The 26452-nt window shown below is 71.2% G+C and carries 25 protein-coding genes, 1 tRNA gene and 2 pseudogenes; 7 read left to right on the forward strand and 21 right to left on the reverse strand.

Annotation, left to right across the window (positions count from 1 at the left end; translation table 11 throughout):
• Nucleotides 1-634 (forward strand): TerD family protein (locus AB0M39_RS22420; RefSeq protein ID WP_365367011.1); only part of this gene is annotated, 634 nt, incomplete at its 5' end.
• Nucleotides 635-772: 138 nt separating this feature from the next.
• Here the strand turns inward: AB0M39_RS22420 and AB0M39_RS22425 are convergent.
• The 6 genes and pseudogenes from AB0M39_RS22425 to AB0M39_RS22450 form a co-directional block, all read right to left on the reverse strand.
• Nucleotides 773-1003, reverse strand: coding sequence for a hypothetical protein (locus tag AB0M39_RS22425; protein WP_365367013.1), 231 nt, complete (start codon nucleotides 1001-1003; stop codon nucleotides 773-775).
• A gap of 40 nt (nucleotides 1004-1043) precedes the next feature.
• Nucleotides 1044-2060, reverse strand: a complete 1017-nt coding sequence (locus tag AB0M39_RS22430; protein WP_365367015.1) for a 1-aminocyclopropane-1-carboxylate deaminase — start codon at nucleotides 2058-2060, stop codon at nucleotides 1044-1046.
• Between the two features lie 124 nt (nucleotides 2061-2184).
• Nucleotides 2185-2909 (reverse strand): annotated as a pseudogene (locus AB0M39_RS22435) (GntR family transcriptional regulator).
• Nucleotides 2910-3065: 156 nt separating this feature from the next.
• On the reverse strand, nucleotides 3066-4646 hold the full coding sequence (locus AB0M39_RS22440) for a TROVE domain-containing protein (RefSeq protein WP_365367017.1): 1581 nt from the start codon (nucleotides 4644-4646) through the stop codon (nucleotides 3066-3068).
• Between the two features lie 110 nt (nucleotides 4647-4756).
• Nucleotides 4757-4840, reverse strand: a tRNA-OTHER gene (locus tag AB0M39_RS22445).
• A 237-nt stretch (nucleotides 4841-5077) separates the two neighbouring features.
• The gene (locus tag AB0M39_RS22450; protein ID WP_365367019.1) at nucleotides 5078-6508 is read right to left on the reverse strand and encodes an alkaline phosphatase PhoX; all 1431 of its coding nucleotides are present in this window, start codon (nucleotides 6506-6508) and stop codon (nucleotides 5078-5080) included.
• A gap of 196 nt (nucleotides 6509-6704) precedes the next feature.
• Between AB0M39_RS22450 and AB0M39_RS22455 the strand changes: the two genes are divergently transcribed.
• The 4 genes from AB0M39_RS22455 (at nucleotide 6705) to AB0M39_RS22470 (ending at nucleotide 9539) form a co-directional block, all read left to right on the forward strand.
• On the forward strand, nucleotides 6705-7472 hold the full coding sequence (locus AB0M39_RS22455; protein WP_365367021.1) for an SDR family oxidoreductase: 768 nt from the start codon (nucleotides 6705-6707) through the stop codon (nucleotides 7470-7472).
• A gap of 162 nt (nucleotides 7473-7634) precedes the next feature.
• Entirely contained in the window at nucleotides 7635-7874 is a 240-nt protein-coding gene (locus AB0M39_RS22460) for a hypothetical protein (RefSeq protein ID WP_365367023.1), read from the forward strand.
• Nucleotides 7875-7910: 36 nt separating this feature from the next.
• Entirely contained in the window at nucleotides 7911-9071 is a 1161-nt protein-coding gene (locus AB0M39_RS22465) for a hypothetical protein (RefSeq protein ID WP_365367025.1), read from the forward strand.
• An 18-nt stretch (nucleotides 9072-9089) separates the two neighbouring features.
• Entirely contained in the window at nucleotides 9090-9539 is a 450-nt protein-coding gene (locus AB0M39_RS22470; RefSeq protein WP_365367027.1) for a hypothetical protein, read from the forward strand.
• A 431-nt stretch (nucleotides 9540-9970) separates the two neighbouring features.
• On the opposite strand, the gene AB0M39_RS22475 is transcribed toward AB0M39_RS22470, so the two are convergent.
• The gene (locus AB0M39_RS22475) at nucleotides 9971-11428 is read right to left on the reverse strand and encodes a hypothetical protein (protein WP_365367029.1); all 1458 of its coding nucleotides are present in this window, start codon (nucleotides 11426-11428) and stop codon (nucleotides 9971-9973) included.
• Between the two features lie 731 nt (nucleotides 11429-12159).
• Between AB0M39_RS22475 and AB0M39_RS22480 the strand changes: the two genes are divergently transcribed.
• Nucleotides 12160-13995, forward strand: coding sequence for an endonuclease/exonuclease/phosphatase family protein (locus AB0M39_RS22480; RefSeq protein WP_365367031.1), 1836 nt, complete (start codon nucleotides 12160-12162; stop codon nucleotides 13993-13995).
• Between the two features lie 88 nt (nucleotides 13996-14083).
• Here the strand turns inward: AB0M39_RS22480 and AB0M39_RS22485 are convergent, their stop codons facing one another.
• The 3 genes from AB0M39_RS22485 to AB0M39_RS22495 form a co-directional block, all read right to left on the reverse strand.
• Complete coding sequence (locus tag AB0M39_RS22485; RefSeq protein WP_365367117.1) at nucleotides 14084-14809, reverse strand: antibiotic biosynthesis monooxygenase; 726 nt, start codon at nucleotides 14807-14809, stop codon at nucleotides 14084-14086.
• A 172-nt stretch (nucleotides 14810-14981) separates the two neighbouring features.
• Complete coding sequence (locus AB0M39_RS22490) at nucleotides 14982-15662, reverse strand: hypothetical protein (RefSeq protein ID WP_365367033.1); 681 nt, start codon at nucleotides 15660-15662, stop codon at nucleotides 14982-14984.
• A gap of 22 nt (nucleotides 15663-15684) precedes the next feature.
• On the reverse strand, nucleotides 15685-16335 hold the full coding sequence (locus AB0M39_RS22495; RefSeq protein WP_365367035.1) for a DUF4232 domain-containing protein: 651 nt from the start codon (nucleotides 16333-16335) through the stop codon (nucleotides 15685-15687).
• Between the two features lie 225 nt (nucleotides 16336-16560).
• Between AB0M39_RS22495 and dapA the strand changes: the two are divergent.
• A pseudogene (dapA, locus tag AB0M39_RS22500) lies at nucleotides 16561-17453 on the forward strand (4-hydroxy-tetrahydrodipicolinate synthase).
• On the opposite strand, the gene AB0M39_RS22505 reads toward dapA, so the two are convergent.
• The 11 genes from AB0M39_RS22505 to AB0M39_RS22555 all read right to left on the reverse strand — a co-directional run bounded on the left by AB0M39_RS22505 (nucleotide 17444) and on the right by AB0M39_RS22555 (nucleotide 25966).
• Complete coding sequence (locus AB0M39_RS22505) at nucleotides 17444-17650, reverse strand: hypothetical protein (RefSeq protein ID WP_365367037.1); 207 nt, start codon at nucleotides 17648-17650, stop codon at nucleotides 17444-17446. The pseudogene dapA and the gene AB0M39_RS22505 sit on opposite strands and share 10 nt — an antisense overlap.
• 97 nt (nucleotides 17651-17747) lie before the next feature.
• On the reverse strand, nucleotides 17748-18749 hold the full coding sequence (gene dapD / locus AB0M39_RS22510; RefSeq protein WP_365367039.1) for a 2,3,4,5-tetrahydropyridine-2,6-dicarboxylate N-succinyltransferase: 1002 nt from the start codon (nucleotides 18747-18749) through the stop codon (nucleotides 17748-17750).
• A gap of 79 nt (nucleotides 18750-18828) precedes the next feature.
• The gene (locus AB0M39_RS22515) at nucleotides 18829-19194 is read right to left on the reverse strand and encodes a VOC family protein (RefSeq protein ID WP_365367041.1); all 366 of its coding nucleotides are present in this window, start codon (nucleotides 19192-19194) and stop codon (nucleotides 18829-18831) included.
• 155 nt (nucleotides 19195-19349) lie between these two features.
• Nucleotides 19350-19745, reverse strand: coding sequence for a metal-sulfur cluster assembly factor (locus AB0M39_RS22520; RefSeq protein WP_365367043.1), 396 nt, complete (start codon nucleotides 19743-19745; stop codon nucleotides 19350-19352).
• The gene (gene sufU / locus AB0M39_RS22525) at nucleotides 19742-20197 is read right to left on the reverse strand and encodes a Fe-S cluster assembly sulfur transfer protein SufU (protein ID WP_365367045.1); all 456 of its coding nucleotides are present in this window, start codon (nucleotides 20195-20197) and stop codon (nucleotides 19742-19744) included. Before sufU ends, AB0M39_RS22520 begins: the two co-directional genes overlap by 4 nt.
• Nucleotides 20198-20208: 11 nt before the next feature.
• Nucleotides 20209-21477: a cysteine desulfurase gene (locus AB0M39_RS22530; protein ID WP_365367047.1), complete on the reverse strand. Its 1269-nt coding sequence runs from the start codon at nucleotides 21475-21477 to the stop codon at nucleotides 20209-20211.
• On the reverse strand, nucleotides 21474-22238 hold the full coding sequence (sufC, locus tag AB0M39_RS22535; RefSeq protein WP_365367049.1) for a Fe-S cluster assembly ATPase SufC: 765 nt from the start codon (nucleotides 22236-22238) through the stop codon (nucleotides 21474-21476). The genes AB0M39_RS22530 and sufC overlap by 4 nt, the downstream gene beginning before the upstream one ends.
• A 7-nt stretch (nucleotides 22239-22245) precedes the next feature.
• Complete coding sequence (locus AB0M39_RS22540) at nucleotides 22246-22563, reverse strand: bifunctional 3-phenylpropionate/cinnamic acid dioxygenase ferredoxin subunit (protein WP_365367051.1); 318 nt, start codon at nucleotides 22561-22563, stop codon at nucleotides 22246-22248.
• A complete protein-coding gene (sufD, locus tag AB0M39_RS22545; protein WP_365367053.1) occupies nucleotides 22563-23744 on the reverse strand; it encodes a Fe-S cluster assembly protein SufD in 1182 nt (393 codons plus the stop codon). Before sufD ends, AB0M39_RS22540 begins: the two co-directional genes overlap by 1 nt.
• Nucleotides 23745-23804: 60 nt before the next feature.
• Nucleotides 23805-25226, reverse strand: coding sequence for a Fe-S cluster assembly protein SufB (sufB, locus tag AB0M39_RS22550; RefSeq protein ID WP_365367055.1), 1422 nt, complete (start codon nucleotides 25224-25226; stop codon nucleotides 23805-23807).
• A complete protein-coding gene (locus AB0M39_RS22555) occupies nucleotides 25223-25966 on the reverse strand; it encodes an ArsR family transcriptional regulator (RefSeq protein ID WP_365367057.1) in 744 nt (247 codons plus the stop codon). The genes sufB and AB0M39_RS22555 overlap by 4 nt, the downstream gene beginning before the upstream one ends.
• Nucleotides 25967-26452: the final 486 nt, after the last annotated feature.

Here is a 26452-nt window from a genome sequence, read left to right on the forward strand (position 1 = left end):
CCGGCCCGCGCCCGCTCCAGGTACTCTCGCCATGCCCGCCCCCGCGCCCGGCGCCGGGAAGATCAACCTGGACAAGGGCCGGGTCAGCCTCCAGAAGAACCAGACGGTCTCCCTGGTCAAGGGCGGCCGCCCGCTGCTCTCGCAGGTCAAGATGGGTCTGGGCTGGGAGCCCGCGTTCCGCGGCAAGGACATCGACCTCGACGCCTCCGTGATCGCGTACGGCCCCAACCGCAACCACCTGGACAGCTGCTACTTCGGCAAGCTCTCGATCCTCAACGGCGCGATCAAGCACTCCGGCGACAACCTCACCGGCGAGGGCGCGGGAGACGACGAGGTGATCGTCGTGGATCTGGGCCGGCTCCCGGCGGACGCGACCGGACTGGTCTTCACGGTCAACTCGTTCTCGGGACAGAAGTTCACCGAGGTCGCCAAGGCGTACTGCCGGCTGATGGACGCGGCGACGGGCGAGGAGCTGGTGCGCTTCGACCTCACCGGCGCGGAGCCGCAGACGGGCGTGATGATGGCGAAGCTGATCAAGCAGTTCTCAGGCGAGTGGGAGATGACGGCGATCGGCGACTTCGTGAAGTCCCGCACCGTGCGCGGCATGGTCAAACCGGCCGCGCAGGCCCTGTGAGGCCATGGCTGAGGCCTGAGAGGGCATGGCTTGAGGCCTGGGAGGGCATGGCCTGAGGCTGTTCTGGGCAGAGGCCAGGCGCGCGGGACCGCCGTCGATTGCGGCGACGGCGGCCCCGGGCGCGCACGGGGCTGACGGTCAGAGTTTGGCGAGCTTGGAGTATGGACTGAGAATCCTTCCCTGCCTTCCAGAGAAGTCGACGAGCACGGCGGCGTTGTCGCCCTCGACCGCGATGATTCGTCCTAGTCCGAATTGATCGTGAGATACCCGGTCGCCTACTTCGTACTGCTCGATGGGTGGAGCAGCGGCGGCCGGCTTGTTGAAGGGGCTCGAGGGCAGATGGCGTCGGGATCCAGCAGACTTGGTCATTACCTGGAGTATGGGCCCTCGGGCCCGCAGCACGCCATTGTCAGAACAGCCCACTGTAGGCGTTGAGGGCTGGCTGGCCCCCGAGGTGGGCGTACAGCACAGTCGATCCGAGGCCGATCTCACCCTGTGTGACCAGGTCGATCATTCCGGCCATAGACTTCCCCTCGTACACCGGATCGGTCACCATCCCCTCCGTACGGGCCGCGAGACGCATCGCCGACAGGGTCGATTCGTCCGGAATGCCGTACGTCCCGGCGTGGTACCGCTCGTCCAGCTCGATCTCGTGGTCCGCCAGCGGGCGCCTCACCCCGATGAGGGAGGCGGTGTTCCGCGCGATGCGGGTGATCTGGTCGCGCGTGCGGTCGGGCGCGGCGGAGGCGTCGATGCCGATCACTCGCCGTCGCCGGCCGCCCGCCTCCTCGAGAGCCGCGAATCCGGCGACCATCCCGGCCTGGGTGCTCCCGGTCACCGAGCACACGACGACGGTGTCGAAGAACACATCCAGCTCCTCCTCCTGCTGGGCGACCTCGAAGGCCCAGTTGGCGAAGCCGAGCCCGCCCAGGGGGTGGGCGGAGGCGCCGGCCGGGATGGCGTAGGGCCTGCCGCCGCCGTCCTCCACCTCGCGCAGCGCGAGCTCCCAGCTCTCCTTGACGCCGATCCCGAATCCGGCCTTCACCAGTCGGATGTCGGCGCCCGCGAGGCGGCTGACGAGGATGTTGCCGACCTTGTCGTAGACGGCGTCCGGCCAGTCGACCCAGGTCTCCTGGACCAGCACGCAGGCCAGGCCGGTGCGCGCGGCGACCGCCGCGACCTGGCGGGTGTGGTTGGACTGCACGCCGCCGATGGAGACGAGGGTGTCGCAGCCCCTGGCGAGGGCGTCGGCGACGAGGTACTCCAGCTTCCGCGTCTTGTTGCCGCCGTAGGCGATCCCCGAGTTGCAGTCCTCGCGCTTGGCCCACAGCTCCGCGCCGCCCAGACGGCGGGTCAGCCGGTCGAGCCGGTGCACCGGGGAGGGACCGAACAGCAGGGGGTAGCGCTCGTACGACGTGATGGACACGCTGAACTCCTTGGGATCAGAGGATGTTCTCTTCAGGTGGCGCACCCGGCCCGTTCGCTTCCGACCGCTCCGGCCGTTTCGACGGCTTCCGACCGCCCCGACCGCTTCGACCGCCCCGACGAGGTCACTCGCCGCGCCTGAGCCCGTCCGGCGCGTCCAGCTCGCCCGACTCATCGGGTCTGCCCGTCTCGTCCGGTCTGCCCGTCTCGTCCGCGAGCTCTTCGAGCGCGCTCCAGATCCGCGCGGTGACGCGGGCCGCCTCCTCCGCGTCCCCGTCCGCGCAGGCGTCGATGAGCAGGTCGTGCGGCTCGGCCGAGCGCAGCGCGCTCTCCTCGGCGAACCGCCGCCACTCCAGGCGGCGGATCAGCGGGGTGTGGCGCTCGATCGTCGCGGCGACGGCGCGGTTGCCGCAGGCCCGTACGAGCACGTCGTGCAGCTCGTCGTCGGCCCGCAGCGCCTCGCCGATCGCGCCGGTGCGGGTCTTGCGGCGAAAGCGGCGGTTCGCCGCGCGCATCGCGTCGACGTCCGCGGCCGTGAGCCGCGGCACGGCGATGCGCGCGCCGCCAGTTCGTGCATGGCGCGCACGACGACGGCCGCCTCCCGCACGGCACGCGGTTCGAGCCGTGTCACGCGCGTACAGCTCTGCGGCTTGGTCTCGACGAGCCCCTCCTCGGCGAGCCGCGCGAGCGCGCCGCGCACCGGGGCGCGCGGCAGACCGAACCGCTCGGCGAGGTGGAGGTCGCGTACGGACTCTCCCGGCGGGAGATCGCCGCGCACGACGGCGTCCCGGATGGCCGCGTACGCCGTATCACGCAGCAGGGTGCGCCCGACCGGCCGCAATGCCTCCACGAGCTGAAATGTTAGATGCCGAACTCCCGGGCGCACAACGGGAGTTCGCACATTCGCAGTCGTTCATCGGTCAACTGCCGTTCACCCGCACACAGCCGTGCGTACCTGCCCGGTCGCCTTGCCGGCCAGCGGCCATGCATGCTTTCCGGCCGTGCTTCACTCCCACGGCCAGTCGGCGTTCCGACCCCGCTCCAGCAACGAGACCATCCTGAAGGCCGCGTCGGTGAGCCCTCCGAAGGCGTGCCGGCCGGGAGCGCCCGAGGGCGCGTGGCCGGCGCGGTAGCCCGCGAGATTCCAGGTGTAGACGGGGATGTGCGCCGGCACCTGCTCGGTGGGGTCGCCGTAGTGGCTGAACTGCGCCTGCTCGTCGGTGACGATCAGCACCCGGTCGTGGCCGCGGTAGTGCGCGCGCACCGCCCCCACGGTGTCGGTTCCGCCGAGGTTGCCGAACCGGCCGAGGACCTTCAGCACCGACTCGCCCTCGGCGTACGGCACTGGGGCGTGCGTGGTGCCGTACTCGACCAGGTCGGCGTCGGCCGCGCGCATCGCCACCGCCGTTCCGAAGATCGCGGCGGCGTCGGCGCGGTTGAGCTCGGAGCGGTCCGACAGCCGCGACCACATCGAGCCCGAGCGGTCGACGAGGACCAGCGTCCGGCCGGGCAGCGCGGGCACATTGCCGAGGGAGTGGCCGAGCGCCTGCTCCAGGGGGTAGGACCAGCGCAGCGACGGCGCGTGCTGGTATGCGGCGAGGTAGCGGAAGGGGAACTGCCGCGAGGACGCGACCGCTTCGGGGTCCGAGATCCTCGCCGCGACCTGCGCGGCCACCTCGTCGCAGACGCCGGCCTGGTCGAAGTTGCGCAGATTGCGGACCAGCGCCATGGGCCCCATGGAGGGGATCACCGCCTCCCAGGCCGCCGCGTCCATCGGGCCCTGCAGCCAGCCGGCCAGCGCCTCCCAGGTCATGCCGGCCTCGGCGAGACGGGCCGCGCCGCCCGGCGCTTCGAGCACCGCGCGCCGCTCGGCGACGGGGAGCTCCATCAGCGCCCGGTGGGCGGTCAGAGTGCGGTCCGCGGCGGGCGGCTCGGCGGTGTGCGGGTTGTGCCGGCGGTCGAGGGCGTACTGGAACAGCGCGCCCTGCCACGGCTTGGCGGGGTCGGGCGTCGCGTGCACCAGGTTGAGGATGTCGCCGAAGCGGAAGCCCTTGGTCGCCGTGTCGTACTTCAGCAGCGACTTCGCGGTGTAGAGGCGCGCGACGGCGTCGGCGACGCCTCGCTTGACGGGCTTGGGCACGGTGCGGCCGTAGACCGAGGTCCAGTAGCCGAGCATCTCGCCGGGCTCGTCGGCGCGCAGCAGCACGGAGTCGACGACGCGGCGGTTCGACGGGCCCTCGGTCGCGCCGGCGTCCAGCCGCGCCTTGACGTACTCGGCGGCGCCGACGATCGCCGCGGTGCGCATGCCGGCGTCGCGGCGGAGCCAGCCGAGCAGGCCTGCGGTCCACTCCGGGTCCTCGACGGCGAGCTTGCGCACCAGCGTGGTGAAGCGGTCGTCGCGGTCGTCGCCGCTCTCGTAGAAGGTCTGCTGGGACACGAAGTTCGCGACGGCCAGCAGATAGAGCTCGGAGCGCGCGTCGCGCTCGGCGCCCGTGCCGCCCTGGTGCGTGGGCAGGGTGCGGCCGGTCGAGCGGACGGGCGAGTGAGCGGGCGCGGGCCTGGTCGTACGGGCGTTGAAGCGTGCCATGTGAATTCCCCCGAATTCCTGGGGGAAGCGCAGCGGAAGAGGGCGCCCGAGATCAGAGTCCGGCGACGGAACTATTGCCAGGCGAGCTTCCAGATTGCTCCACCAGCCGCGGCTGGGCGGGATTTGAACCCGCATCCTCCCGGTTCGAGAAGTAACCGTCGCCTGCGCACCGGGCGCCCTCACGCTGAGCCTCCCGAGATCAAATCGGCTGCGGCGTGATTTCTTGAAAAGGAAGTAGCCGCTGCCTAGCGCACCGGGAGGTGCGTGAAGTCTTGGTGCCTTGCTCTGGGGATCACTCTAGGAGGACGGAGTCCGGCTGCGCCAAGGGTTTTACGCGGGCGCAACCGGACCGACCCACAGCGGATGCGAGCCCGCCGGAGCGCCGTGCGCCGGAATCGTGGATTCAGGCGCCGGAATCAGGGATTCAGCCGTCAGTCGCGGCGCGCATGGCGCTTCCAGGGGCCGGTGATCGCCAGCAGGATGCCCGGGGTCTGAATGCTGGCGTAGAGCGTGCGGCCGTCGGGCGAGAACACGACGCCCGTGAACTCGCTGCCGTTGAGGTCGTTGCGGGCGATGGGATATGTGCGTCCGCGCTCGGTCGCGCCGAACAGATGCTGGACCCCCTCGCCGTCCTCGGCTATGACCAGGCCGCCGTACGGCGAGACGGTGATGTTGTCGGGACCGTCGAACGCGCCGTCCTCGCCCGGGGCGGCGTTGACGCCGAGCAGCACCTTCAGCGTGAGGGTGCGGCGGCGCGGATCGTAGAACCAGACCTGGCCGTCGTGCGGCCTGCCGGGGCTCTCGTCGCGGGCGTACGAGGAGACGACGTAGGCGCCTCCGTCGGCCCACCACATGCCTTCGAGCTTGCGGGCCCGGGTGACGTCCTGCTCCCCGAACTGCTCGCGCACGTCGACGCTCGTGCCGTCGCGGTCCGGGACGTCGACCCAGTCGACGCCGTAGACCGTGCCGATCCGGGCGGCGCGCGAGAGGTCGTCGACGAAACGGCCGCCGGAGTCGTAGCACTTGGCCGCCTGGAACACGCCCGCGTCGTCGGCGAGGCAGGCGAGCTGTCCGCGGCCGTGCCGGAAGCCGTGCGGCGGGGTCCAGCGGAAGAGGAGGCCGTTGGGCGCGGAGGCGTCCTCGGTCAGATAGGCGTGGCCTCGCCGCGGGTCGACGACCACGGCCTCGTGGTCGAAGCGGCCGAGGGCCTTGACGGGCTTCGGGGAGCGGTTGGCCCGGCGGTCGTAGGGGTCGACCTCGAAGACATAGCCGTGATCCTTGGTCATGCCGTTCTCGCCGGCCCGGTCGGAGTTCTCCTCGCAGGTCAGCCAGGTGCCCCACGGGGTACGGCCGCCCGCGCAGTTGGTGGAGGTGCCGGCGATGCCGACCCACTGGGCGGTACGGCCGTCGCGGCGGGTCTCGACGACGGTGCAGCCGCCGGCCGCGGCCGGGTCGTACACAAGGCCCTCGGCGAGCGGCACGGGGTACTGCCACTTCGACCGGGCACCCTTGAGCTCGTGGTTGACGACGAGGAGGGTCACTCCGCGCGGTCCGTCGAAGGTCGCGGTGCCGTCGTGGTTGGAGGGCGTGAACTCGCCGGACTCCAGCTTGGTGACGCCGCTGTGGGTGATGATCCGGTACGTGAACCCGGCGGGCAGCGCCAGCATGCCCTGGGGGTCGGGGAGCAGAGGGCCGTAGCCGGGGCCGTACCCGCCGTGGCCTTGCGCGTCGGCATCCTCGACGCCGTCGTCGGCGGCGAGGGCCCCGGGCGCGGTGGCGAGCGCGCCGACGGCGCCGGTGAGGGCGACGCCCGCTCCGGTGAGCGCGGACTGTCTGGTGAATTCCCTGCGGGTGAGCGGCATCGAGATCTCCTGGGCCTGAGGGGACGCGCTGCTGGGCTGGCCGAGCTGTTTGCCTAAGCTGACCCTCCGCACTGATCGTCCGGACGGGTCGCCGAGCCGACGGCGGCGCCGTCGACCGGGCCGCGTCGGCGAAACCCTCCCGCCCGCGCCTGAACGGCGCTTGAACGCCGCCCGACGTCGAGAGGCTCCACCTGCCATGAATCTCCCCGCCACCGGCCGCCGCGTCCTCGTCAGCGGCGCCTCCCGCGGTCTGGGCCGCGCCGTCGCCCAGGCCTTCGCCGCCAACGGGGACCGGGTCGCCGTCCACTACGGCTCGCGCGAGGACGAGGCGCGCCGCACCCTGGACTCGCTCGCCGGCGACGGCCATGTGCTGGTCGGCGGCGACCTGTCGGACCCGGCGCAGGCGGAGCTGATCGCCTCGCGCGCGGCCGACGGGCTCGGCGGCCTCGACGTGCTGGTGAACAACGCGGCCGTGAACGAGCGGCATCCGCTCGCCGAGACGTCGTACGAGCAGTGGGCGGAGATCTGGCAGCGGCATGTGGCCGTCAACCTCCTCGCGACGGCGAATCTCAGCCATCTCGCCGCCCGCCGCATGATCGACGCGGGCACGGGCGGCCGGATCGTCAACATCGGCTCGCGCGGGGCGTTCCGCGGGGAGCCGGACCACCCGGCGTACGGGGCGACGAAGGCGGCGGTCCACGCGCTCGGCCAGTCGCTCGCGGTCTCGCTGGCCCCGTACGGCATCGGCGTCGCGTCCGTCGCCCCCGGCTTCTTCGACACGGAGCGGGTGGCGCACCGGCTGGCCGGCGCGGAGGGCGAGGCGATCCGGGCGCAGAGCCCCTTCGGCCGGGTGGCGACGGCGGACGAGGTCGCAGCCGCGGTGCGGTGGCTGGCGTCGCCGGAGGCGGAGTGGTCGTCGGGCACGGTGCTGGACGTCAACGGCGCCTCGTACCTCCGTACCTGACACACGTCCCCAGTAAATCTAGGTGAACCTAGTGAAACAAGGTCAACGGGAGCAGATCACCCGCAATCCCAAGATTTAGTGCGGAACTCCTTGACCCCCGGGGAGCGCGGCAATAGAACATGCCCTACCTGCATCACCCGCGGGGGGAGGCGAGCCGGCGCGATGAACGCGAGACAGGCTCGCGACCTCCATGAGAGCCGGCTGATGAAGCTGGCCAATGTGACCGGGGTCGGCACCGGGAGGGACGAGCACTCGGGCGCGGACGTGATCGTCGTCTTCGTCACCCGCACAGTGCCCCGTGACCGGCTCCGGGAAGAAGACGTGGTTCCCGAACAGCTCGAGGGCATACCGGTGCGCGTGCTCGCGATCGGTGAAGTCGACGCCCACGACCCGGAGTTGTGAGGGACCCCTTCGAACGAGGGGAAGAGGTGGTCTGGCGTGACGAGCCAGCCCGAGATGATGCGAGGACCGACCGGGGGGCAGCTCAGCGACAGCTCCCGGCAGCAGGCGACGAGCGACTTCCTGCGCCCGCAGGCGCCGCTCTCCAACGTCGTGGGCTTCGGCCACGGCGTGAAGTGGACCGACGGCACGCCCACCGGCGAGCCGGCCGTGCTCGTCTTCGTGACCCAGAAGGTCCCGGAGTCGATGCTGCCGGAACGGGATGTGGTCCCGTACCGGATGGACGACGGAACGCCGACCGACGTGATCGCGGTCGGACACGTCTCAGCGCAGCGGCAGCAGCGCCAGCAGGCGCGGCGGACCGTGGAGCCGGAGGCCGCGTACCGGGCCGACGGCAGCGCGGGCGAGCACCTCTCGCAGCTGGCGCAGCCCCTGCTGCACGAGCTGCGGGAGATGGGCACGCTGGAGCCGCAGCTCCTGCGGCGCCGGCTCAGGCCCGCGCCGTCGGGGATCTCGGTGGGCAACGTACGGGTGACGGCCGGAACGCTCGGCAGCGTGGTGTACGACTTCCTGCCCGGCGCGACGACCGACCCTCCGGGGCCGGGGCTCGGGGTGCCGGGGAAGTTCTACATCCTCTCCAACAACCATGTGCTCGCGGACTCCAACCGGGCGCAGCTGGGCAGCGCGATCGTGCAGCCCGGGGTGTTCGACGGCGGCACGGACCCGGCGGACCGGATCGCGACGCTGGACCGCTTCGTCACGATCCAGTTCGCGCCGCAGATCCCGCCGGCGCAGCACAACAACGTCGTCGACGCGGCGCTGGGCAGGGTCGAGTTCGAGGACGCGACACGCGAGCAGTACTTCGGGGCCGCGCCGCGGGCGTGGCGGCGCAAGGCGAACGTGGCGGTCGGCGACCTGGTGAAGAAGACAGGGCGCACGACCAACCTCAGCTGCGGCCGGATCATCGCGGTGGACGCGACGATCGACGTGAACTACGGCACGGCGGGGACGGCGCGCTTCAAGGACCAGATCCTGACGACGAACATCTCGGCGGGCGGCGACTCCGGCTCGCTGGTGACCTCCCTCGACAACGTCGCGGTGGGGCTGCTGTTCGCGGGGTCTTCGGTGGTGACCGTGGTCAACCACATCGAGAACGTCCGCGCGCTGCTGCGCGTGGAGATCTCCGAGCAGCTGGCCTGACGGGCGGGAGGATCCACGATGACCACGCAGGCAAGGAAGCAGCACAAGGACCGTTCCCCCTCCGGGCACCGCTACCTCAACCCGCAGGGCGCGGAGGTCAAGACGCGCGACGAGGCGTTCGCGGCGCCGATGAGCGTGGAGGCGGAGGCGCTCCAGACGTCGGCGCGGCTTCAGCTGCACAACGGCCAGGTGACGTTCGCGATCGAGGTGACGTACAACCCGAACACCTACCCGCACGTGGTGACGGGCGGCCAGATCACCTCGGGCATCTGCGGAGCGCCGTGGGACATCACGGGCGGCTCCATCGGCGACCAGCTGCGGCTGGACGCGAAGCGGTCGGGCCAGGGCACGTGCGCGAGCACGATCACGATCGTCGGCGATTACCAGAACCCGCCGGCGTACCGGGGCACGTACGGCTTCGAGGGCGCGTCCTCGTCGTTCAAGCACACGACGAGGTACGAGTGCTGAGGGGCGCGGCACGCGCGTGACCTTCGGGCGGCCGAGGGGGGCGGGGGCGATCGGCTCCCGCGCAGCCCCCTCGGCCGTCGTCCGTCGCCCGTCGTCCGTCGGACGGGGATGGACGCGGGGGGCGGTCCGATGGCAGAGGACACGTGCCCCCCCAGCCCGTCCGGCGTTTGAGGACACGCCCGTAGGGCGTATGGGGGCGTAGCCCCCTGGGGCGGGGGTGACGTGCCCTGTGCGGGCGGCCCGCGGGGCGCTGCCCCGGACCCCGCGCCTCAAACTCCCCCAGACTCCGTCCGGGGGACCCCCACGACGCTGAATGTGCGGGAGCCCGGGAAACTCAGCCCGTCCGGCAGCACCCGGGGGCCGGGATGCGGTGCGTACCCAGCGCGCACACCCCCGCCAGGCGAAGCCGGACCCGCCCCCGCCGGCGAGCCTCAACCCCCCGTTCGCGACCTCGCCTTGAACGCCGCCTTCCTTGCCTCTTTCGCCGTCCTCTTGTCGCGGTGCAGCCGGCCCATCGCCTCCAGGACGTCCGCCGTGGCCGGGTGATCCACCCGCCACGCCGCGTCGAAGAAGCCGCTGTGCTGGCCGACCAGGCCCTCCACCAGGCCCTGGAGCTCCTCCAGGTCGCCGTCGGCCTCCAGTTGCGCCGCGATCGTGTCGATCGCCAGCCAGAAGATCATCGACTCGGGCGGCGCCGGCACGTCCGTCGCGCCGCGCTCCGCCAGCCAGACCCGGGCCAGGCCGCCCAGCTCCGCGTCGTCGAGCACCGCACGCACCGCCGGCTCCGCCTGGGGGCCGACCAGGGCCAGCGCCTGCTGGCAGTGCAGCCGGCGCAGCGGTGCGCCCTCGTCCTCGCCCCGCGCCGCCGTCAGCAGGTCGCGCGCGGCGTCCAGCGGCGCGCGCCGCGCCAGCCACTGCTCCGTCTCCGCCCGCGCCGCCACCTCGGGGTAGTGGGGCAGGCGGTCCAGCAGCGTGTCCGCGCCCTTGTCCGCCAGGTCGCCGACCGCGGGGGCGTCGAGGCCGGCCTCCAGCATGCGGGCCCTGATGCCGTACAGGCCGAGCGGGGTCAGCTTGACCAGGCCGTACCGGGAGACGTCCTCCTCGTCCATCGGAGGCGGCGGCTCCTCGTCGGTCACCTCCGCCATCAGCGCCTCGTCCACCGGCCGGTACTCGATCAGCCCGACCGGCTCCAGCAGCTGGAACTGGTCGTCCAGCCGCATCATCGCCTCGGACACCTGCTCCAGCACGTCGTCCGTGGGCTCGCCCATGTCGTCCGGCACGATCATCGAGGCCGCGAGCGCCGGCAGCGGCACGGGCTCCTCGCCCGCCCCGCCCTCGCTGATCGTCAGCAGGTACAGATTCCCGAGCACCCCGTCGAGGAACTCCGACTCCGCCTCCGGGTCCCAGTCCAGCGCGTCGAGGTCGATCTCGCCGTCCTCGCCGATGGCCTCGGAGAGGTCGTCCAGCAGCGGCGCGACGGCGTCCGCGTGGACCGCCTCCAGCGCGTCCAGCCAGATCGCGAGGACGTCCTGCGGCCCGCCGGAGGTGATGGCCGAGAGGTTCTCCCCCGCGGAGACCGTGCCGTGCCCGGCGTCGTCGTCCTGCGGATCGTGGACCTCGACCAGCCCGGTGTCCATGGCGATGCGCCACGCCTCGCTCGCGTACGCGGGTCCGTCCTCGTCGTCCGGGCCGCCCAGGCCCAGCACTTCGGCGGCCTCGGGCAGCTGCTCCTCGACGAGTTCGCCGCCCGCGCCGACCCGCGTCTGCGGCCCCGCCCAGCGGGCGAGCCGTACGGCCCTGGTCAGCAGCGGTGTGGCGAGCGCGTCCCGCGCCAGCTCCGCGTCCGAGTGCAGCCGCACCGGCGGCAGGGTGAGGCGGTCTTCGGGCATCTGGTCGTTCTCCTCGGGGCGAACAGGGTGCGGGCGGCCCCCAGCGTAGACGTATTTCACCGGGTTTCGCCGCGCCCGGCCAGCCCGCCCTGAGCGACCCGAACACCGGCCCGAGCAAGGGCCCGAAGCGGGGTCCGGGCAGCCGTCGGCGCAGCGCCGCGAACCCGGCCGGAAGTCAGCCCCCAGCCCGGCCGAAACCGTCCCCCCGCCCGGCTCGGACCCGACTGACGCCCGCCCAACGCCCGCCCCGCACCCCGCCCGGACCCATCGCGTCACCGCCCCGCGCCCGCCCAACGCCCGCCCCCGCCCGCCCCAGACCCGTCGCGGCACCGCCCCGCCCCCACCCCGCGCCCGGCCCAGACCCGGTCACGCCGCCGGTCGTGGCCCCGGCTTCCGCACCCGCCCCCGCCCGGCCCCGCCCCGCACCCGCCCCGCGCCCGGCGCAAACCCGGTCACGGTGCCGGTCGCGGGCACAGGTCACGGCACCGCCCCCGCCCGGCGCAAACCCGATCGCCACACCGGTCACAGCACCGACATCCCGCACCCGCCCCCACCTGGCCGGATTCCGCCCTCGCCTCTCAGCTCCCCTCCGCGCAGCACCGGTTCACCCGACCGCCCCTCCCCGTACACCCGTCAACCCTTGACAACTCCCCTGCACAAGCAAGAGATTGACGCGCGTAGAACCTTGCGCACCACGCGCGAACCCTCATCCCTCACACCGGAGTACCTTGATGCCTTCCTCCGTCGTACCGAGATCCGCCGCCCTCTCGGCCGTCGTCGCCGCGGCGCTCGCCGCCGGCCTGCTCGCCGCCTCCACCGCGTCGGCCGAGCCCGACGCCGGTGTCCGGATCCACGACATCCAGGGCTCGACCCGGATATCCCCCCTGGCCGGTCAGCAGGTCAGCGATGTCACGGGCATCGTGACGGGCGTGCGGACGTACGGTTCCAAGGGCTTCTGGATTCAGGACCCCCAGGCCGACGCCGACCCGGCCACCAGCGAGGGCGTCTTCGTCTTCACCAGCTCCGCCCCGACCGTCGCGGTGGGCGACTCGGTCAAGGTCTCCGGCCTGGTCGGGGAGTACATCCCCGGCGGCGTCTCCTCCGGCAACCAGTCGGTCACCCAGATCTCCAAGCCGACGGTGACCGTGGTCTCCTCGGGCAACGCGCTGCCCGCGCCCGTCGTCGTCAACGCGAAGTCCGTGCCCGGCGCGTACGCCCCCGCGGGCGACCCGGCCGCCGGCAACAGCGTCAACGCGCTCCCCCTCAACCCGCGCAAGTACGCGCTGGACTACTACGAGTCCCTCGAGGGGACCAACGTCAAGATCGGCTCGTCCCGCGTCGTCGGCGCCACCGACCCGTACTCCGAGCTCTGGGTGACGGTCAAGCCGCGCGAGAACGACAACCGCCGCGGCGGCGCGGTCTACGGCTCGTACACCGCGCAGAACACCGGCCGCCTCCAGATCCAGCAGCTGGCCCCCATCGCGCAACAGCCCTTCCCCAAGGCGAACGTCGGCGACTGGCTGACCGGGACCACCGAAGGCCCCCTGGACTTCAACCAGTTCGGCGGCTACACCCTGGTCGCCCGCACGCTCGGCACGGTCGCCGACCGGGGTCTGGAGCGCGAGAAGACCCGTGCGCAGCACCGCGGCGAGCTGGCCGTGGCCACCTACAACGTCGAGAACCTCGACCCGAGCGACCCGCAGGAGAAGTTCGACGCGCTCGCCGGGGCCGTCGTCGAGAACCTCTCCTCGCCCGACATCCTCGCCCTGGAGGAGATCCAGGACGACAACGGCGCGAAGAACGACGGCACGGTCGGCGCCGAGCAGACGCTGAAGAAGTTCACGGACGCGATCGTCGCGGCCGGCGGACCGGCGTACCAGTGGCGGACGATCGACCCCGAGAACAACAAGGACGGCGGCGAGCCCGGCGGCAACATCCGCCAGGTCTTCCTCTTCAACCCCAAGCGGGTCTCCTTCACCGACCGCGCCGGCGGCAACGCGACGACGGCGACCGGCGTCGTAGGGGAGAAGGGCAAGGCGGCCCTGACCCTGTCGCCCGGCCGGATCGACCCGGCGAACGCCGCCTGGGAGAACAGCCGCAAGCCGCTGGCCGGCGAGTTCGCCTTCCGCGGCCGCACGGTCTTCGTGATCGCCAACCACTTCGGCTCGAAGGGCGGCGACGAGGGCCTGGCCTCCCACCACCAGCCGCCGGTCCGCTCCTCCGAGGCCAAGCGGCTGCTCCAGGCGCAGTCGGTCAACGCCTTCGTCAAGGACATCCTCAAGGTCCAGCGCGGCGCCGACGTCGTGGTGCTCGGCGACATCAACGACTTCGAGTTCTCGGCGACCTCCAAGGCCCTGTCGGACGGCGGCGCGCTCTACCCGGCGATCAAGTCCCTGCCCCGCTCGGAGCGCTACTCGTACGTCTTCCAGGGCAACAGCCAGGTCCTCGACCAGATCCTGACCAGCCCGTCGATCTGCGACTTCTCGTACGACAGCGTGCACATCAACGCCGAGTTCGCGGACCAGAACAGCGACCACGACCCGCAGGTGCTGCGCTTCCGCCCGTAGGGAGTGCGCAGCCCGTCGCCGACGGGCTGCCCGCGAACAGCGGACAGCAGCTGGCGGATACGGCGTGCGGGCCGTATCCGCTGTCCGCCTACACGCCCGCGCTGAGGCTCAGCGCGGGCGTGTACCGCTGCACGCCGCCGCCGGCCACGCCGGGGAAGTCCCGGACCCTGGCCCACTGCGGGGTCGGCGAGCCCACCCCCTCGCCGGCTGCGGCGAGCGCCTCGATGTGCGCCTCCTCGCTCTCCCACTCGGCGTAGTTGAGGACGCGCACGCCGTCCCTGCCGATATGGAAGTGCGCGGAGATTCCGCCGGGGTGGGGCTGCGGGTCGGTCTCCAGCGCCTCGACGACGCCGTCCACCCAGTCCCGCTGCCGTTGGGCGTCCGGCCCCTCGAACTCGACGTCCACGATCACGACGGCGCCCGGGGTCCGCGGGTCGGCCGGCCCGTGCGCGCCGCCCATCGCGCGGCTGCGGTAGAGGTCGTACGCGAAGAGCCCGACCCGCTCGATGCCGGGGACGAGCGCGTCGATCTCGTCGTTCCTGTCCTCCCGCAGGTGCTCGAAGAAGTAGGCGTACGCCTCCTCGCTCTCCCACTGCGAGTAGTGGAGGAGCGTGTCCCCGTCCGAGCCGATGTAGACGCTGTACGAGAGCAGCCCGCTGAAGGGCCACTCCCGGCTCTGCCACACCTTCGCGACGGCGTCCACGGTCGCCCGCTGACGCTCGGGCGTGCCGACGCGCCAGGTGCTGGCCTTCACCACCCCGACGCCGGAACGGGCGAGGTCGGGGCGGGAGTCGGGGTGCGCGACGACGGTCATGGCGATGCCTCCTGGCCGGGCGCGCCCCTGCGGCGCGCCGTCGATCGCCATCCTCGAATCTCAAGTGCGCTTGAGGTCAACACCTGGTCCACAGCTGGTCCACAGCTGGTCGACGCCCGGCCGGCACCGGGCCGACTCCCGCCGGCGAGCCGTCGCGGAGGCGGGCCGCCCGCTAACCCCCCACGCCCACACTGTTGTCGGGCGCGCCGTCGCCGACCGGCGGCAGGTCGCCGCGCTCGACGGGCTGCCCGCGGTCCCTCGGCGGCGGCAGCACCGCGTCCAGCTCGCGCTCGTCCGCCGCGTGCGCGGCCTTGAAGGCCGTGCGCAGGGTGGAGCGTTCCACCGCGCGCTCCGCGGCGACCCGCACGACATGGCCGTCCTCGGCGCGGGCGTACTCGTGGCGGCCGCCGGCCGTGCGGTACCAGCCGTCGCCGTCGCGCTCGCACCGCACGGCCTGCCCTTCGGCCTGGTACACCGGGCGCTGGGCACAGTCGGCCTCGGCGATGGTCCCCCGGTCGACTTCGAGCAGGATCTGCACGCCCTTGTCGGTGATGTACACGCTCGAGAAGCCGTCCTCGCCCGAGACTCCGACGGACTGCTGGGCGAGGTGGTAGCCGTCCACCTCGGTGACGTAGACGTGCTCGATCGCGATCTGGAGGTAGCGGGCGCGCTCCTGAAGCTCGGCCGGGTCGGGCAGGGGCCCGGTGGGCGCGGCGTCGGGCGCGGCCGCCCGGGAGCTGGACGCGGACGCCTCGGCGCGGGCCTCCGGGTCGGCCTTCTCCCCACCGCACCCGGTCAGCACGAGCGGGAGCAGCAGCGCCAGCGGCAGCCCCCGGCGGACGGACCTGATCACTCGCTCGCCCTGCCTTCGGAGTTCAGCCCTCACGGACCGTCTCCCAGGCGGAGACGTCCAGTTCGGCGGAGGTCCCGATGTCCAGCCAGAAGGGGAACGTCTGCGTCTTCTCGCCCTCGACCGGCACGACCGTCAGGTACTGCCCGTGCACGGCCGGGTCCACCGACGTCACGCGGTTGTTCCACTGCAGGCCGGCCTGCACGCTCTCGCCGGGGTCGAGGGTGATCGACTTCGGAGCCTGGTCCCCGGATGTGTCGGAGAACCCCTCCCCGTGCGTGATCTTCAGCTTCAGCGGCTTGCGGCCCTCGTCCAAGGCGCCCACCTCGGGATAGCCCTTGACCGTGTACGGCCGCTGACCGCAGTTCCGGAGCGAGAGCGTCATGCCCCGGTGCCCCATCGCCGTGTTCACCTCGCCGGCGGTGACGACCGCGCCCGAGGGCGGGCACGCGGTCAGCGAGGGCGAGGGCTTGGCAGTCGCGGTCGCGGACGGGCTCAGGTCCAGCGAACCGGCCTTCACCGGCGGGGTGAAGGAGGGCGTGGCGAGCGCGCTGGGCGGGGCGGGCTCCGCCCGCACTCCCCCGCCGCCCGTGCCGCACCCGCTGAGCGCTCCGGCGGCCACGACCGCCGCGACGACGGCCGCCGCCGTTCTCGTGATGCCTATGACGCCCTTCACCGCAGACGCCCCCCGCCGTCCACGAGCACTGCCTCGCCGATGCCCGACGACGAACCCGTCTCCGGGGCCACGCTCTGTTCGGTCATGCCTCAAGTCCCTCCCCTTATAGGGCTGTCACGCCCGCACCGATCATGCCACTCCCTCATGATTTCGTAGCGATGCTTCGACGATCCCGAAGCAGATCTAAGTGGACCTTCACGGATATGCGCCCCGAAACTGCGGAGTATGACGACCTCTCACATGCTCCGCCCGCCTCGCCCCTTCGGCCGCGCCCTCTGCGCGATGATCACGCCCTTCGCCGACGACGGCGATGTGGACCTGGACGCGGCCCAGCGCCACGCCGCCGGTCTGGTGGCCGACGGCTGCGACGGGCTGGTGGTCAACGGCACCACCGGCGAGTCCCCGACGACCTCCGACGCCGAGAAGAGCGCTCTGGTGAGGGCCGTGCGCGAGGCGGTCGGGGGACGGGCGACGGTCCTGGCGGGCGTGGGCAGCGCGGACACCCGGCACACCGTGGAGCTGGCGCGGGCGGCCGAGGCGGCCGGCGCGGACGGGCTGCTGGTGGTGACGCCGTACTACAGCCGCCCGCCGCAGGCCGCCGTGGAGGCGCACTTCCTGCGCGTCGCGGACTCGGTCGGCGTGCCGCTGATGCTGTACGACATCCCCGGCCGCACCGGCACGCGCATCGAGCCGGAGACGCTGCTGCGTCTGGCCGCCCACCCCCGGATCGCGGCCGTCAAGGACTGCGCGTTCGACATGCTGGGCTCGACCAAGGTGATGGCGCGGACCTCGCTGGCGTACTACTCCGGCGCCGAGGAGACGAACCTGCCGCTGTACGCGCTGGGCGCCGCGGGCTATGTCAGCACGGTCGCCAACGTCGCGCCCCGCCCTATGCGGGCGGTGCTCGACGCATACGACGCGGGGGACGTCGCCGAGGCGGCGCGGCTCAACAAGCGCGCGTCCTGCCGCTGGTCGAGCTGATGATGGCCGCGGGCCTGCCCGGCACGGTGACCGTGAAGGCGCTGCTGGGCGGAGCGGTCCGGGAACCGCTGCAGCCCGCCGACCGCGAGGCGGTCGACGGGCTGCGTGCCGCGTGGGAGGAGCTGACTCAGTCGTAGACGTAGGTGTAGCCGAGGACCGCCGCGTGCTCGAGGACGTCCTCGAGCGGGTCGTCGATCTGGCCGGTGGAGATCAGCGCGAAATTCGGGCCGTTGTGCGAGTCGGTGTGGGTCTCGTCCGCCTGCGCGGCCCCGGTCGAGCTCAGCACCGCGGCCGCCGCCAGCGCGCCGAGCACCGCCAGCCTGGTTGTCTTCATGTCAGATCCTCGCCCTTGCGTGTCCGCCGTGCCCTGTCGATCTTCTTATCGGCCAGGGCAGGCGAAAGGTCACGGCGAGCCGGACAGGATCATCCGATCAGTTGTGGCTGTGCAGGACCTCGTTGAGACCGCCCCAGACCGCGTTGTTCGGGCGGGCCTCGACGGCGCCGGAGACCGAGTTGCGGCGGAAGAGGATGTTGCTGGCCCCGGAGAGCTCGCGGGCCTTGACGATCTGCCCGTCGGGCATGGTGACGCGGGTGCCGGCGGTGACGTACAGACCGGCCTCCACGACGCACTCGTCGCCGAGCGCGATGCCGACGCCGGCCTCGGCGCCGACCAGGCAGCGCTCGCCGATGACGATGCGGACGTTGCCGCCGCCGGAGAGGGTGCCCATCGTGGACGCGCCGCCGCCGATGTCGGAGCCGTCGCCGACGACGACGCCCGCCGAGATCCGGCCCTCGACCATGGAGGTGCCGAGGGTGCCGGCGTTGAAGTTGACGAAGCCCTCGTGCATGACGGTGGTGCCCTCGGCGAGGTGCGCGCCGAGGCGGACCCGGTCGGCGTCGGCGATGCGCACGCCCTTGGGGATCACGTAGTCCGTCATCCGCGGGAACTTGTCCACGCTGGTCACGGCCAGGTGCAGGCCCTCGGCGCGAGCGTTCAGGCGCACGGCCTCGACCTGGTCGACGGCGACGGGGCCGAGGCTCGTCCAGGCGACGTTGGCCAGGAGGCCGAAGAGGCCGTCCAGGTTCTGCCCGTGCGGCTGGACCAGCCGGTGGGAGAGCAGGTGGAGGCGGAGGTAGGCGTCGTGGGCGTCGAGCGGCTTGTCGTCGAGCGAGGCGATGACGGTGCGCACGGCGACGACCTCGACGCCGCGCCGGGCGTCGGCGCCGATGGCCTTGGCCGCGCCCGCGCCGAGCAGCTCGACGGCGCGCTCGGCGCCGAGCCGCTCGGTCCCGGCGGGACCGGGCTCGGCACGGAGCTCGGGGGCGGGGAACCAGGTGTCGAGCACGGCGCCGTCGGCGGCGAGGGTGGCGAGTCCAGCGGCGACGGCGCCGGTGGTGCGCGGAGCGGTGGTGCTGTCGGGCGAGTCAGTCATGGCTGAACGCTAACCGCCGAGCCCCCGCCGGTGCGAACCGGTCTCAGCGTCCGGTCGCCGCCCAGGCCCCCTCGGGGCCTCAGTCGATCAGGGACTTCTTCGGCCGCAGCACGCAGAACTCGTTGCCCTCGGGATCGGCGAGGACGACCCAGGTGGCGTCCGGCCCCTGCCCGACGTCGGCCCGGCTGGCCCCGAGCCCGAGGATCCGCTCGACCTCGGCGTCCTGGTCGTCGGGCGTGAGGTCGATGTGCAGCCGGTTCTTGACGGTCTTCGACTCCGGCACGGGGAGGAAGCACATGCCGGGCATCGCGTGCTCGTCCCGGCCGATGACGATCTCGTCCTCGTCCTCGAAGAGCACCTTCCAGTCCAGGACCTGGCTCCAGAAGCGGGCCTGCGCGGGCAGATCGTGGGAGTCGACGACGAGGTGGTACAGGGAAACGGCCATGCCCGCCAGTGTGCCTGGCGGGCATGGCCGTTTCGACTGACCCGGCCGAGCGGGTCGGTCAATCCTGCGGATCTCAGACCGCACAGATCACAGACCGCACAGATCTCAGACCGTGCAGATCTCAGACTTGATACGGATCAGTCAACGCGCGGATCTCAGACGTTGAAGCCCAGCGCGCGCAGCTGCTCGCGTCCGTCGTCCGTGATCTTGTCCGGGCCCCACGGCGGCATCCAGACCCAGTTGATCTTGAGCTCGTTGACGATGCCGTCGGTCGCGGCCTTCGCCTGGTCCTCGATCACGTCCGTCAGCGGGCAGGCCGCCGACGTCAGCGTCATGTCCAGGGTCGCGATGTTGGCGTCGTCGACGTGGATGCCGTAGATGAGGCCGAGGTTGACGACGTCGATGCCCAGCTCGGGGTCCACGACGTCGTACAGCGCCTCGCGGACTTCCTCCTCGGAGGCGATCGTGCTCCTGGGCGTCGTGGGCTTGGAGGAGAAGGTCTCCTCGTCCGGCCACTCCTTCTCCGCCGTGGTCTGGGGGTTCTCAGTCATGCGGTCTTCCCTTCGGACAGCGCCTTGGCCGTCGCGTCCTTCCACGCCATCCAGCTCAGCAGCGCACACTTCACGCGCGCCGGGTACTTCGAGACGCCGGCGAACGCGACCGCGTCCTCCAGCACCTCCTCCATCGCGTCGTCCGGCTCGATCTGGCCCTTGGACTGCATCAGCTCCAGGAACACGCCCTGGATCTTCTGCGCCTCGGCGAGGTCCTTGCCGACCAGAAGCTCGTTCAGCACGGACGCGGAGGCCTGGCTGATGGAGCAGCCCTGCCCCTCGTACGAGACGTCGGCGATGCGCGTGCCGTCGTACTTCACACGCAGAGTGATCTCGTCGCCGCAGGTGGGGTTGACGTGGTGCACCTCGGCGTCGCCGTCCCGCAGACCACGCCCGTGGGGGTGCTTGTAGTGGTCCAGGATGACGTCCTGGTACATCGAATCCAGCTTCACGCGTCAGTCCCTCATCCGAAGAAGTTACGGACGTGCTCCAGGCCGTCGACCAGGGCGTCGACCTCGGCCGGCGTGGAGTACAGATAGAAAGACGCTCGCGTGGTCGCAGGAATTCCGTACCGCAGGCAGACCGGCCGTGCGCAGTGGTGGCCGACCCGGACCGCGATGCCCTGCTCGTCGAGGACCTGGCCAACGTCGTGCGGGTGGATGTCGCCGAGCGTGAACGAGATCGCGGCGCCGCGGTCCTCGGCCGTGGTGGGGCCGATGATCCGCAGGTCGGGGACCTCGAGCAGCCGCTTCACCGCGTACTCGGTGAGGACGTGCTCGTGCTGGGCGATCTTGTCCATGCCGATCGAGGTGAGGTAGTCCACGGCCGCGCCGAGGCCGACGGCCTGGGCGATCGGGGGCGTGCCGGCCTCGAACTTGTGCGGCGCCGGAGCGTACGTCGACGAGTGCATCGACACGGTCTCGATCATCTCGCCGCCGCCGAGGAACGGCGGGAGGTCCTCCAGGAGCTCCTGCCGGCCCCACAGCACGCCGATGCCGGTCGGACCGCACATCTTGTGGCCGGTGAAGGCGACGAAGTCGGCGCCGAGCGCCTGCACGTCCAGCACCATGTGCGGGGCGGCCTGCGAGGCGTCGATCAGCACCAGGGCGCCGACCTCCTGGGCGCGGCGGACGATCGCCTCGACCGGGTTGATCGTGCCCATGATGTTGGAGACCAGCACGAAGGAGACGACCTTCGTCTTCTCCGTGATGACCTGCTCGATGTCGGACAGGTCGAGCCGGCCGTCGTCGGTGAGGCCGAACCACTTCAGCTTCGCGCCCGTGCGCTGCGAGAGCAGCTGCCACGGCACGATGTTGGAGTGGTGCTCCATCTCCGTGATGACGACCTCGGTCTCGCTGTCCACGCGGTAGGGCTCGTCGGCCCAGCCGAGCATGTTGGCCACGAGGTTCAACGACTCCGACGCGTTCTTGGTGAAGATCACCTCGTCGCGGCTCGGGGCGTTGATGAAGGCCGCGACCTTGTCGCGAGCGCCCTCGTACAGCGCGGTGGCCTCCTCGGCGAGCACATGGACGCCGCGGTGCACATTGGCGTTGTGCTGCTCGTAGTACTCGCTCAGCACGTCCAGCACCTGGCGCGGCGTCTGGGACGTCGCCGCGTTGTCCAGGTAGACGAGCTTCTTCCCGTCGTGGATCACGCGGTCCAGGATGGGGAAGTCCTTGCGGATCGCCTCGGTGTCGAGGAGGCCGGGGAGCCCCTGTCGGGCTTCAGTCACGCGGATGCGCCACCCTTCGTGTAGGCCTCGTAGCCCTCTGCCTCCAGCTTGTCGGCGAGCTCCGCGCCGCCGGACTCGGCGATGCGACCGTTCGCGAAGACGTGCACGAAGTCGGGCTTGATGTAGCGCAGGATGCGCGTGTAGTGGGTGATCAGCAGCGTGCCGACCTCGCCGGTCTCGCGGACGCGGTTGACGCCGTCGGAGACCTGGCGCAGCGCGTCGACGTCCAGACCGGAGTCCGTCTCGTCGAGGATCGCGATCTTCGGCTTGAGGAGCTCCAGCTGGAGGATCTCGTGGCGCTTCTTCTCGCCGCCGGAGAAGCCCTCGTTGACGTTGCGCTCGGCGAAGGCCGGGTCCATCTGGAGCTGCTCCATGGCGGACTTGACCTCCTTCACCCAGGTACGCAGCTTGGGGGCCTCGCCGCGGATCGCGGTGGCGGAGGTGCGCAGGAAGTTGGAGACCGAGACGCCGGGGACCTCGACCGGGTACTGCATGGCCAGGAACATGCCGGCGCGGGCGCGCTCGTCGACGCTCATCTCCAGGACGTCCTCGCCGTCCAGGGTCACCGTGCCGCCGGTGATCGTGTACTTGGGGTGACCCGCGATGGAGTACGCGAGGGTCGACTTGCCGGAGCCGTTGGGGCCCATGATGGCGTGGGTCTCGCCCTGCTTCACGGTCAGGTCGACGCCCTTGAGGATCTCCCGGGGGCCGTTCTCGGCCTCGACGGAGACGTGCAGGTCGCGGATTTCAAGCGTTGCCATGGGTGACTCAGGACTCCTGTGTGACGGAGACGAGCACATCGTCCCCTTCGATCTTGACGGGGTACACGGGGACGGGGCGCGTCGCGGGAAGGCCGGACGGCTTGCCGGTGCGGAGGTCGAAGCTGGAACCGTGCAGCCAGCACTCGATGGAGCAGTCCTCGACCTCGCCTTCGGACAGCGAGACGTTCGCGTGCGAGCAGATGTCGTTGATCGCGAACACCTCGCCCTCGGTGCGGACGAGGGACACGGGCGTGCCGTCGAGTTCCACCCGCCTGGGGGTGTCCTCCTCGAGCTCGCTCAGCCCGCAGGCTCGTACGAAGGCCATCAGACGGAAGCCTCCAGCTCGGCGTCGATCTTGGCGAGCAGGCGCTCCTCGACGTCCGGCAGGCCGATCTGCTGGACCAGCTCGGCGAAGAAGCCGCGGACCACCAGGCGGCGGGCCTCGTCGGCCGGGATGCCGCGGGACTGCAGGTAGAAGAGCTGCTCGTCGTCGAAGCGGCCGGTGGCGGAGGCGTGGCCGGCGCCGACGATCTCGCCGGTCTCGATCTCCAGGTTCGGCACGGAGTCGACGCGCGCGCCGTCCGTGAGGACGAGGTTGCGGTTCATCTCGTAGGTGTCCGTGCCCTCGGCCCTGGCCTCGATCAGGACGTCGCCGATCCACACCGCGTGCGCGTCCTCGCCCTGCAGCGCGCCCTTGTAGACGGCGTTGGACTTGCAGTGCGGGGTGTTGTGGTCGACCAGCAGACGGTGCTCCTGGTGCTGGCCCTCGTCGGTGAAGTAGAGGCCGAAGAGCTCGGCCTCGCCGCCGGTGCCCGCGTAGGAGACGCGCGGGTGCAGGCGGACGAGGTCGCCGCCGAAGGTGACCACGACCGACTTGAACGAGGCGTCCCGGCCGACCAGCGCGTTGTGCTGGGAGACGTGGACGGCCTTGTCGTCCCAGTCCTGGACGGAGACCACGGTGAGCTTCGCGCCGTCGCCGAGCAGGTAGTCGACGTTGGCCGCGAGGACCGCGTCGCCCGTGTGGTCGATGACCACGACGGCCTCGGCGAACGCGCCGAGCTCGATGACCTGGTGGGCGAAGGCGGTGCCGCCCTCGCCGTGCACGGCGATCCGGATGGGCTCGGCGAGCACGGCCTCCTTGGGCACGGTGACGACCGAGGCCTGCTGGAAGGAGGAGTACGCCTGCGCGGCGACGCGGTCCACCGGGGTCCCCGCCTTGCCGAGCCGGGCGTCGTCCCGGCCGACGGTCTCGACGACGACGCCCTCGGGGGCGTCGATCGCGACCTTGATGCCGTCGCCGGTCGCGACGGCGGTGCCGTCGTGCAGACCCGCCAGCCGCTCCAGCGGAGTGAAGCGCCACTCCTCCTCGCGGCCGTGGGGGACCGGGAAGTCCGCCACGTCGAAGGACGGGGGTGCGCTCATGCGCGTGGCGACGGTCGACTCGGCGGCCACCGCGATCGACCCGGCAGTGGTGGACCCCGCCGGAATGTTCTGAGCCTCAGCCATGGCTGTCGTCGTGCTCTCTCTCTGCGTAAGAAATCAGTCGCTGCTCGGGAGGGCGGGGCCTCAGCCCACCGAACCTTCCATCTGCAGCTCGATCAGCCGGTTGAGCTCCAGCGCGTACTCCATGGGGAGCTCCTTGGCGATCGGCTCGACGAAGCCGCGCACGATCATCGCCATCGCCTCGAACTCCGTCAGACCGCGGCTCATCAGGTAGAAGAGCTGGTCCTCGGAGACCTTGGAGACGGTCGCCTCGTGTCCCATGGAGACGTCGTCCTCGCGGACGTCCACGTAGGGGTAGGTGTCCGACCGGGAGATCGTGTCGACCAGCAGCGCGTCGCAGAGCACGTTGGACTTCGCGCCCGGAGCGCCCTCGCCGATCTCGATCAGACCGCGGTAGGAGGTGCGGCCGCCGCCTCGCGCCACCGACTTGGAGACGATGTTCGACGAGGTGTTCGGCGCCATGTGGACCATCTTCGCGCCGGCGTCCTGGTGCTGGCCCTCGCCCGCGAAGGCGATGGACAGGGTCTCGCCCTTGGCGTGCTCGCCCATCAGGTAGACGGCCGGGTACTTCATGGTGACCTTGGAGCCGATGTTGCCGTCGACCCACTCCATGGTCGCGCCCTCGTACGCCACGGCGCGCTTGGTGACCAGGTTGTAGACGTTGTTCGACCAGTTCTGGATCGTCGTGTAGCGGCAGCGGCCGCCCTTCTTGACGATGATCTCGACCACGGCGCTGTGCAGCGAGTCCGAGGAATAGATCGGGGCGGTGCAGCCCTCGACGTAGTGGACGTACGCGTCCTCGTCGACGATGATCAGCGTCCGCTCGAACTGGCCCATGTTCTCCGTGTTGATGCGGAAGTAGGCCTGCAGCGGGATGTCGACGTGGACGCCCTTGGGCACGTAGATGAACGACCCGCCGGACCACACGGCGGAGTTCAGCGAGGCGAACTTGTTGTCGCCGACCGGGATGACCGTGCCGAAGTACTCCTGGAAGAGCTCCGGGTGCTCCTTCAACGCGGTGTCCGTGTCGAGGAAGATGACGCCCTGCTCCTCCAGGTCCTCGCGGATCTGGTGGTAGACGACCTCGGACTCGTACTGAGCGGCGACGCCGGCGACCAGGCGCTGCTTCTCCGCCTCGGGGATGCCGAGCTTGTCGTACGTGTTCTTGATGTCCTCCGGCAGTTCCTCCCACGAAGCGGCCTGCTTCTCGGTGGAGCGCACGAAGTACTTGATGTTGTCGAAGTCGATGCCCGACAGGTCCGAGCCCCAGCTCGGCATGGGCTTCTTGTCGAACAGCCGCAGCCCCTTGAGGCGCAGCTTCAGCATCCACTCCGGCTCGTTCTTCTTCTCCGAGATGTCGCGGACGACAGCCTCGGAGAGGCCGCGCTTGGCCGCGGCGCCTGCCGCGTCGGAGTCGGCCCAGCCGAATTCGTACGTACCCAGGCCCTCGAGTTCGGGGTGGGCAGTCTCCGTGGGGAGAGTCATGCGGGGTTCCTCCCGGCCGTGCTTGCAGATGCTGATGGTGTGGTGGTCTGTGGTGCCGTGCTGCGCGGAATGAACGTCGTGCAGACGCCGTCGCCGTGGGCGATGGTGGCCAGCCTCTGCACGTGCGTTCCCAGCAGACGCGAGAAGACCTCGGTCTCCGCCTCGCACAGCTGTGGGTACCGCTCGGCGACGTGGGCGACCGGGCAGTGGTGCTGGCACAGCTGTTCGCCGACCGGCGCGTTACGCGCCGTAGCAGCGTACCCGTCGGCGCTCAGAGCCTTGGCCAGGGCTTCGGTGCGCTCCTCCGGGGCCGCGGCGTCGACCGCCTTGCGGTACGCCTCCGCCTGGGCCTCCATCCGGTCCTTGGCGAAGGCCGCGACGGCGGCCTCTCCGGCGGCGCCTCCGCCGGCGGTGCGCTCGATCCAGCGGAGCGCCTCGACGGCGAGCGCGTCGTACGACTGCTCGAAGGCGTCGCGTCCGCAGTCGGTCAGCGCGAACGCCTTGGCGGGCCGGCCGCGGGTCCGCGCGCCGTAGACGCGCTGCTCACGGGGCTCCACCACGTTCTCGGCGACCAGTGTGTCGAGGTGGCGACGCACGGCCGCGTGGGTGAGCCCGAGGCGACCGGCTAGGTCTGCGACGGTGGAGGGGCCGTGGTCCAGGATGGAGCGCGCGACGCGGTTGCGCGTGGAGCGCTCACCGGTCGCGAGTTCCTCCTGCGGAGCCTCGCCAACGTTTTTCACAACGCCATTGTTGCGTAATTCCTCTGGCAGTGACAACCGCCGTCCAAGGCGTGAGCGGTGCGCTTCATCACTAAGGGTTACCTAAGAAGAAGAGCAGGCGACAGGCGGCGGACGGGGCCCGTAAGGCGACTGCCGTACGGGCCCTGACCAGGGAATTCACCGGAAATTCAGCCGCCGGGATCGGGGCGGTGACTCGCGTTGATCGAATTCACGGGAGCCGTGCGGGAAATTCGCCGGGACCCGGAGATTCCGTTGGGCCGTTCGCGCCCCGCGCGGCGAAGCGGGGGCGTGGGGGTGCGCGGTGCGGTCGGTGCGGTCGGTGCGGTCGCCAGCCTCCAGCGCGGGTCGAGGCGTCCCCTCGGCGCTCAGGCCGAAGGCCCGGCAGGCGAAATCCGGCTCGATGCGGAGCGCACCGGCCGGGAGGCCGTGGGCTCGGGTACGAGGCGGTGCGCGCGGCGGGGGGCGTTCATGGCGTCCTCGCCCGCC

This window comes from Streptomyces sp. NPDC051907 (assembly GCF_040681075.1).
Taxonomy (GTDB): Bacteria; Actinomycetota; Actinomycetes; order Streptomycetales; family Streptomycetaceae; genus Streptomyces.

Bases quoted from the DNA above. Each gene is read 5' to 3' on its own strand.
- AB0M39_RS22425 (WP_365367013.1), bottom strand. From the start codon at position 1,003: ATGACCAAGTCTGCTGGATCCCGACGCCATCTGCCCTCGAGCCCCTTC.
- AB0M39_RS22440 (WP_365367017.1), bottom strand. From the start codon at position 4,646: ATGGCACGCTTCAACGCCCGTACGACCAGGCCCGCGCCCGCTCACTCG.
- AB0M39_RS22450 (WP_365367019.1), bottom strand. From the start codon at position 6,508: ATGCCGCTCACCCGCAGGGAATTCACCAGACAGTCCGCGCTCACCGGA.
- AB0M39_RS22455 (WP_365367021.1), top strand. From the start codon at position 6,705: ATGAATCTCCCCGCCACCGGCCGCCGCGTCCTCGTCAGCGGCGCCTCC.
- AB0M39_RS22460 (WP_365367023.1), top strand. From the start codon at position 7,635: ATGAACGCGAGACAGGCTCGCGACCTCCATGAGAGCCGGCTGATGAAG.
- AB0M39_RS22470 (WP_365367027.1), top strand. From the start codon at position 9,090: ATGACCACGCAGGCAAGGAAGCAGCACAAGGACCGTTCCCCCTCCGGG.
- AB0M39_RS22475 (WP_365367029.1), bottom strand. From the start codon at position 11,428: ATGCCCGAAGACCGCCTCACCCTGCCGCCGGTGCGGCTGCACTCGGAC.
- AB0M39_RS22480 (WP_365367031.1), top strand. From the start codon at position 12,160: ATGCCTTCCTCCGTCGTACCGAGATCCGCCGCCCTCTCGGCCGTCGTC.
- AB0M39_RS22485 (WP_365367117.1), bottom strand. From the start codon at position 14,809: ATGACCGTCGTCGCGCACCCCGACTCCCGCCCCGACCTCGCCCGTTCC.
- AB0M39_RS22505 (WP_365367037.1), bottom strand. From the start codon at position 17,650: ATGAAGACAACCAGGCTGGCGGTGCTCGGCGCGCTGGCGGCGGCCGCG.
- dapD (WP_365367039.1), bottom strand. From the start codon at position 18,749: ATGACTGACTCGCCCGACAGCACCACCGCTCCGCGCACCACCGGCGCC.
- AB0M39_RS22515 (WP_365367041.1), bottom strand. From the start codon at position 19,194: ATGGCCGTTTCCCTGTACCACCTCGTCGTCGACTCCCACGATCTGCCC.
- AB0M39_RS22520 (WP_365367043.1), bottom strand. From the start codon at position 19,745: ATGACTGAGAACCCCCAGACCACGGCGGAGAAGGAGTGGCCGGACGAG.
- sufC (WP_365367049.1), bottom strand. From the start codon at position 22,238: ATGGCAACGCTTGAAATCCGCGACCTGCACGTCTCCGTCGAGGCCGAG.
- AB0M39_RS22540 (WP_365367051.1), bottom strand. From the start codon at position 22,563: ATGGCCTTCGTACGAGCCTGCGGGCTGAGCGAGCTCGAGGAGGACACC.
- sufD (WP_365367053.1), bottom strand. From the start codon at position 23,744: ATGGCTGAGGCTCAGAACATTCCGGCGGGGTCCACCACTGCCGGGTCG.
- sufB (WP_365367055.1), bottom strand. From the start codon at position 25,226: ATGACTCTCCCCACGGAGACTGCCCACCCCGAACTCGAGGGCCTGGGT.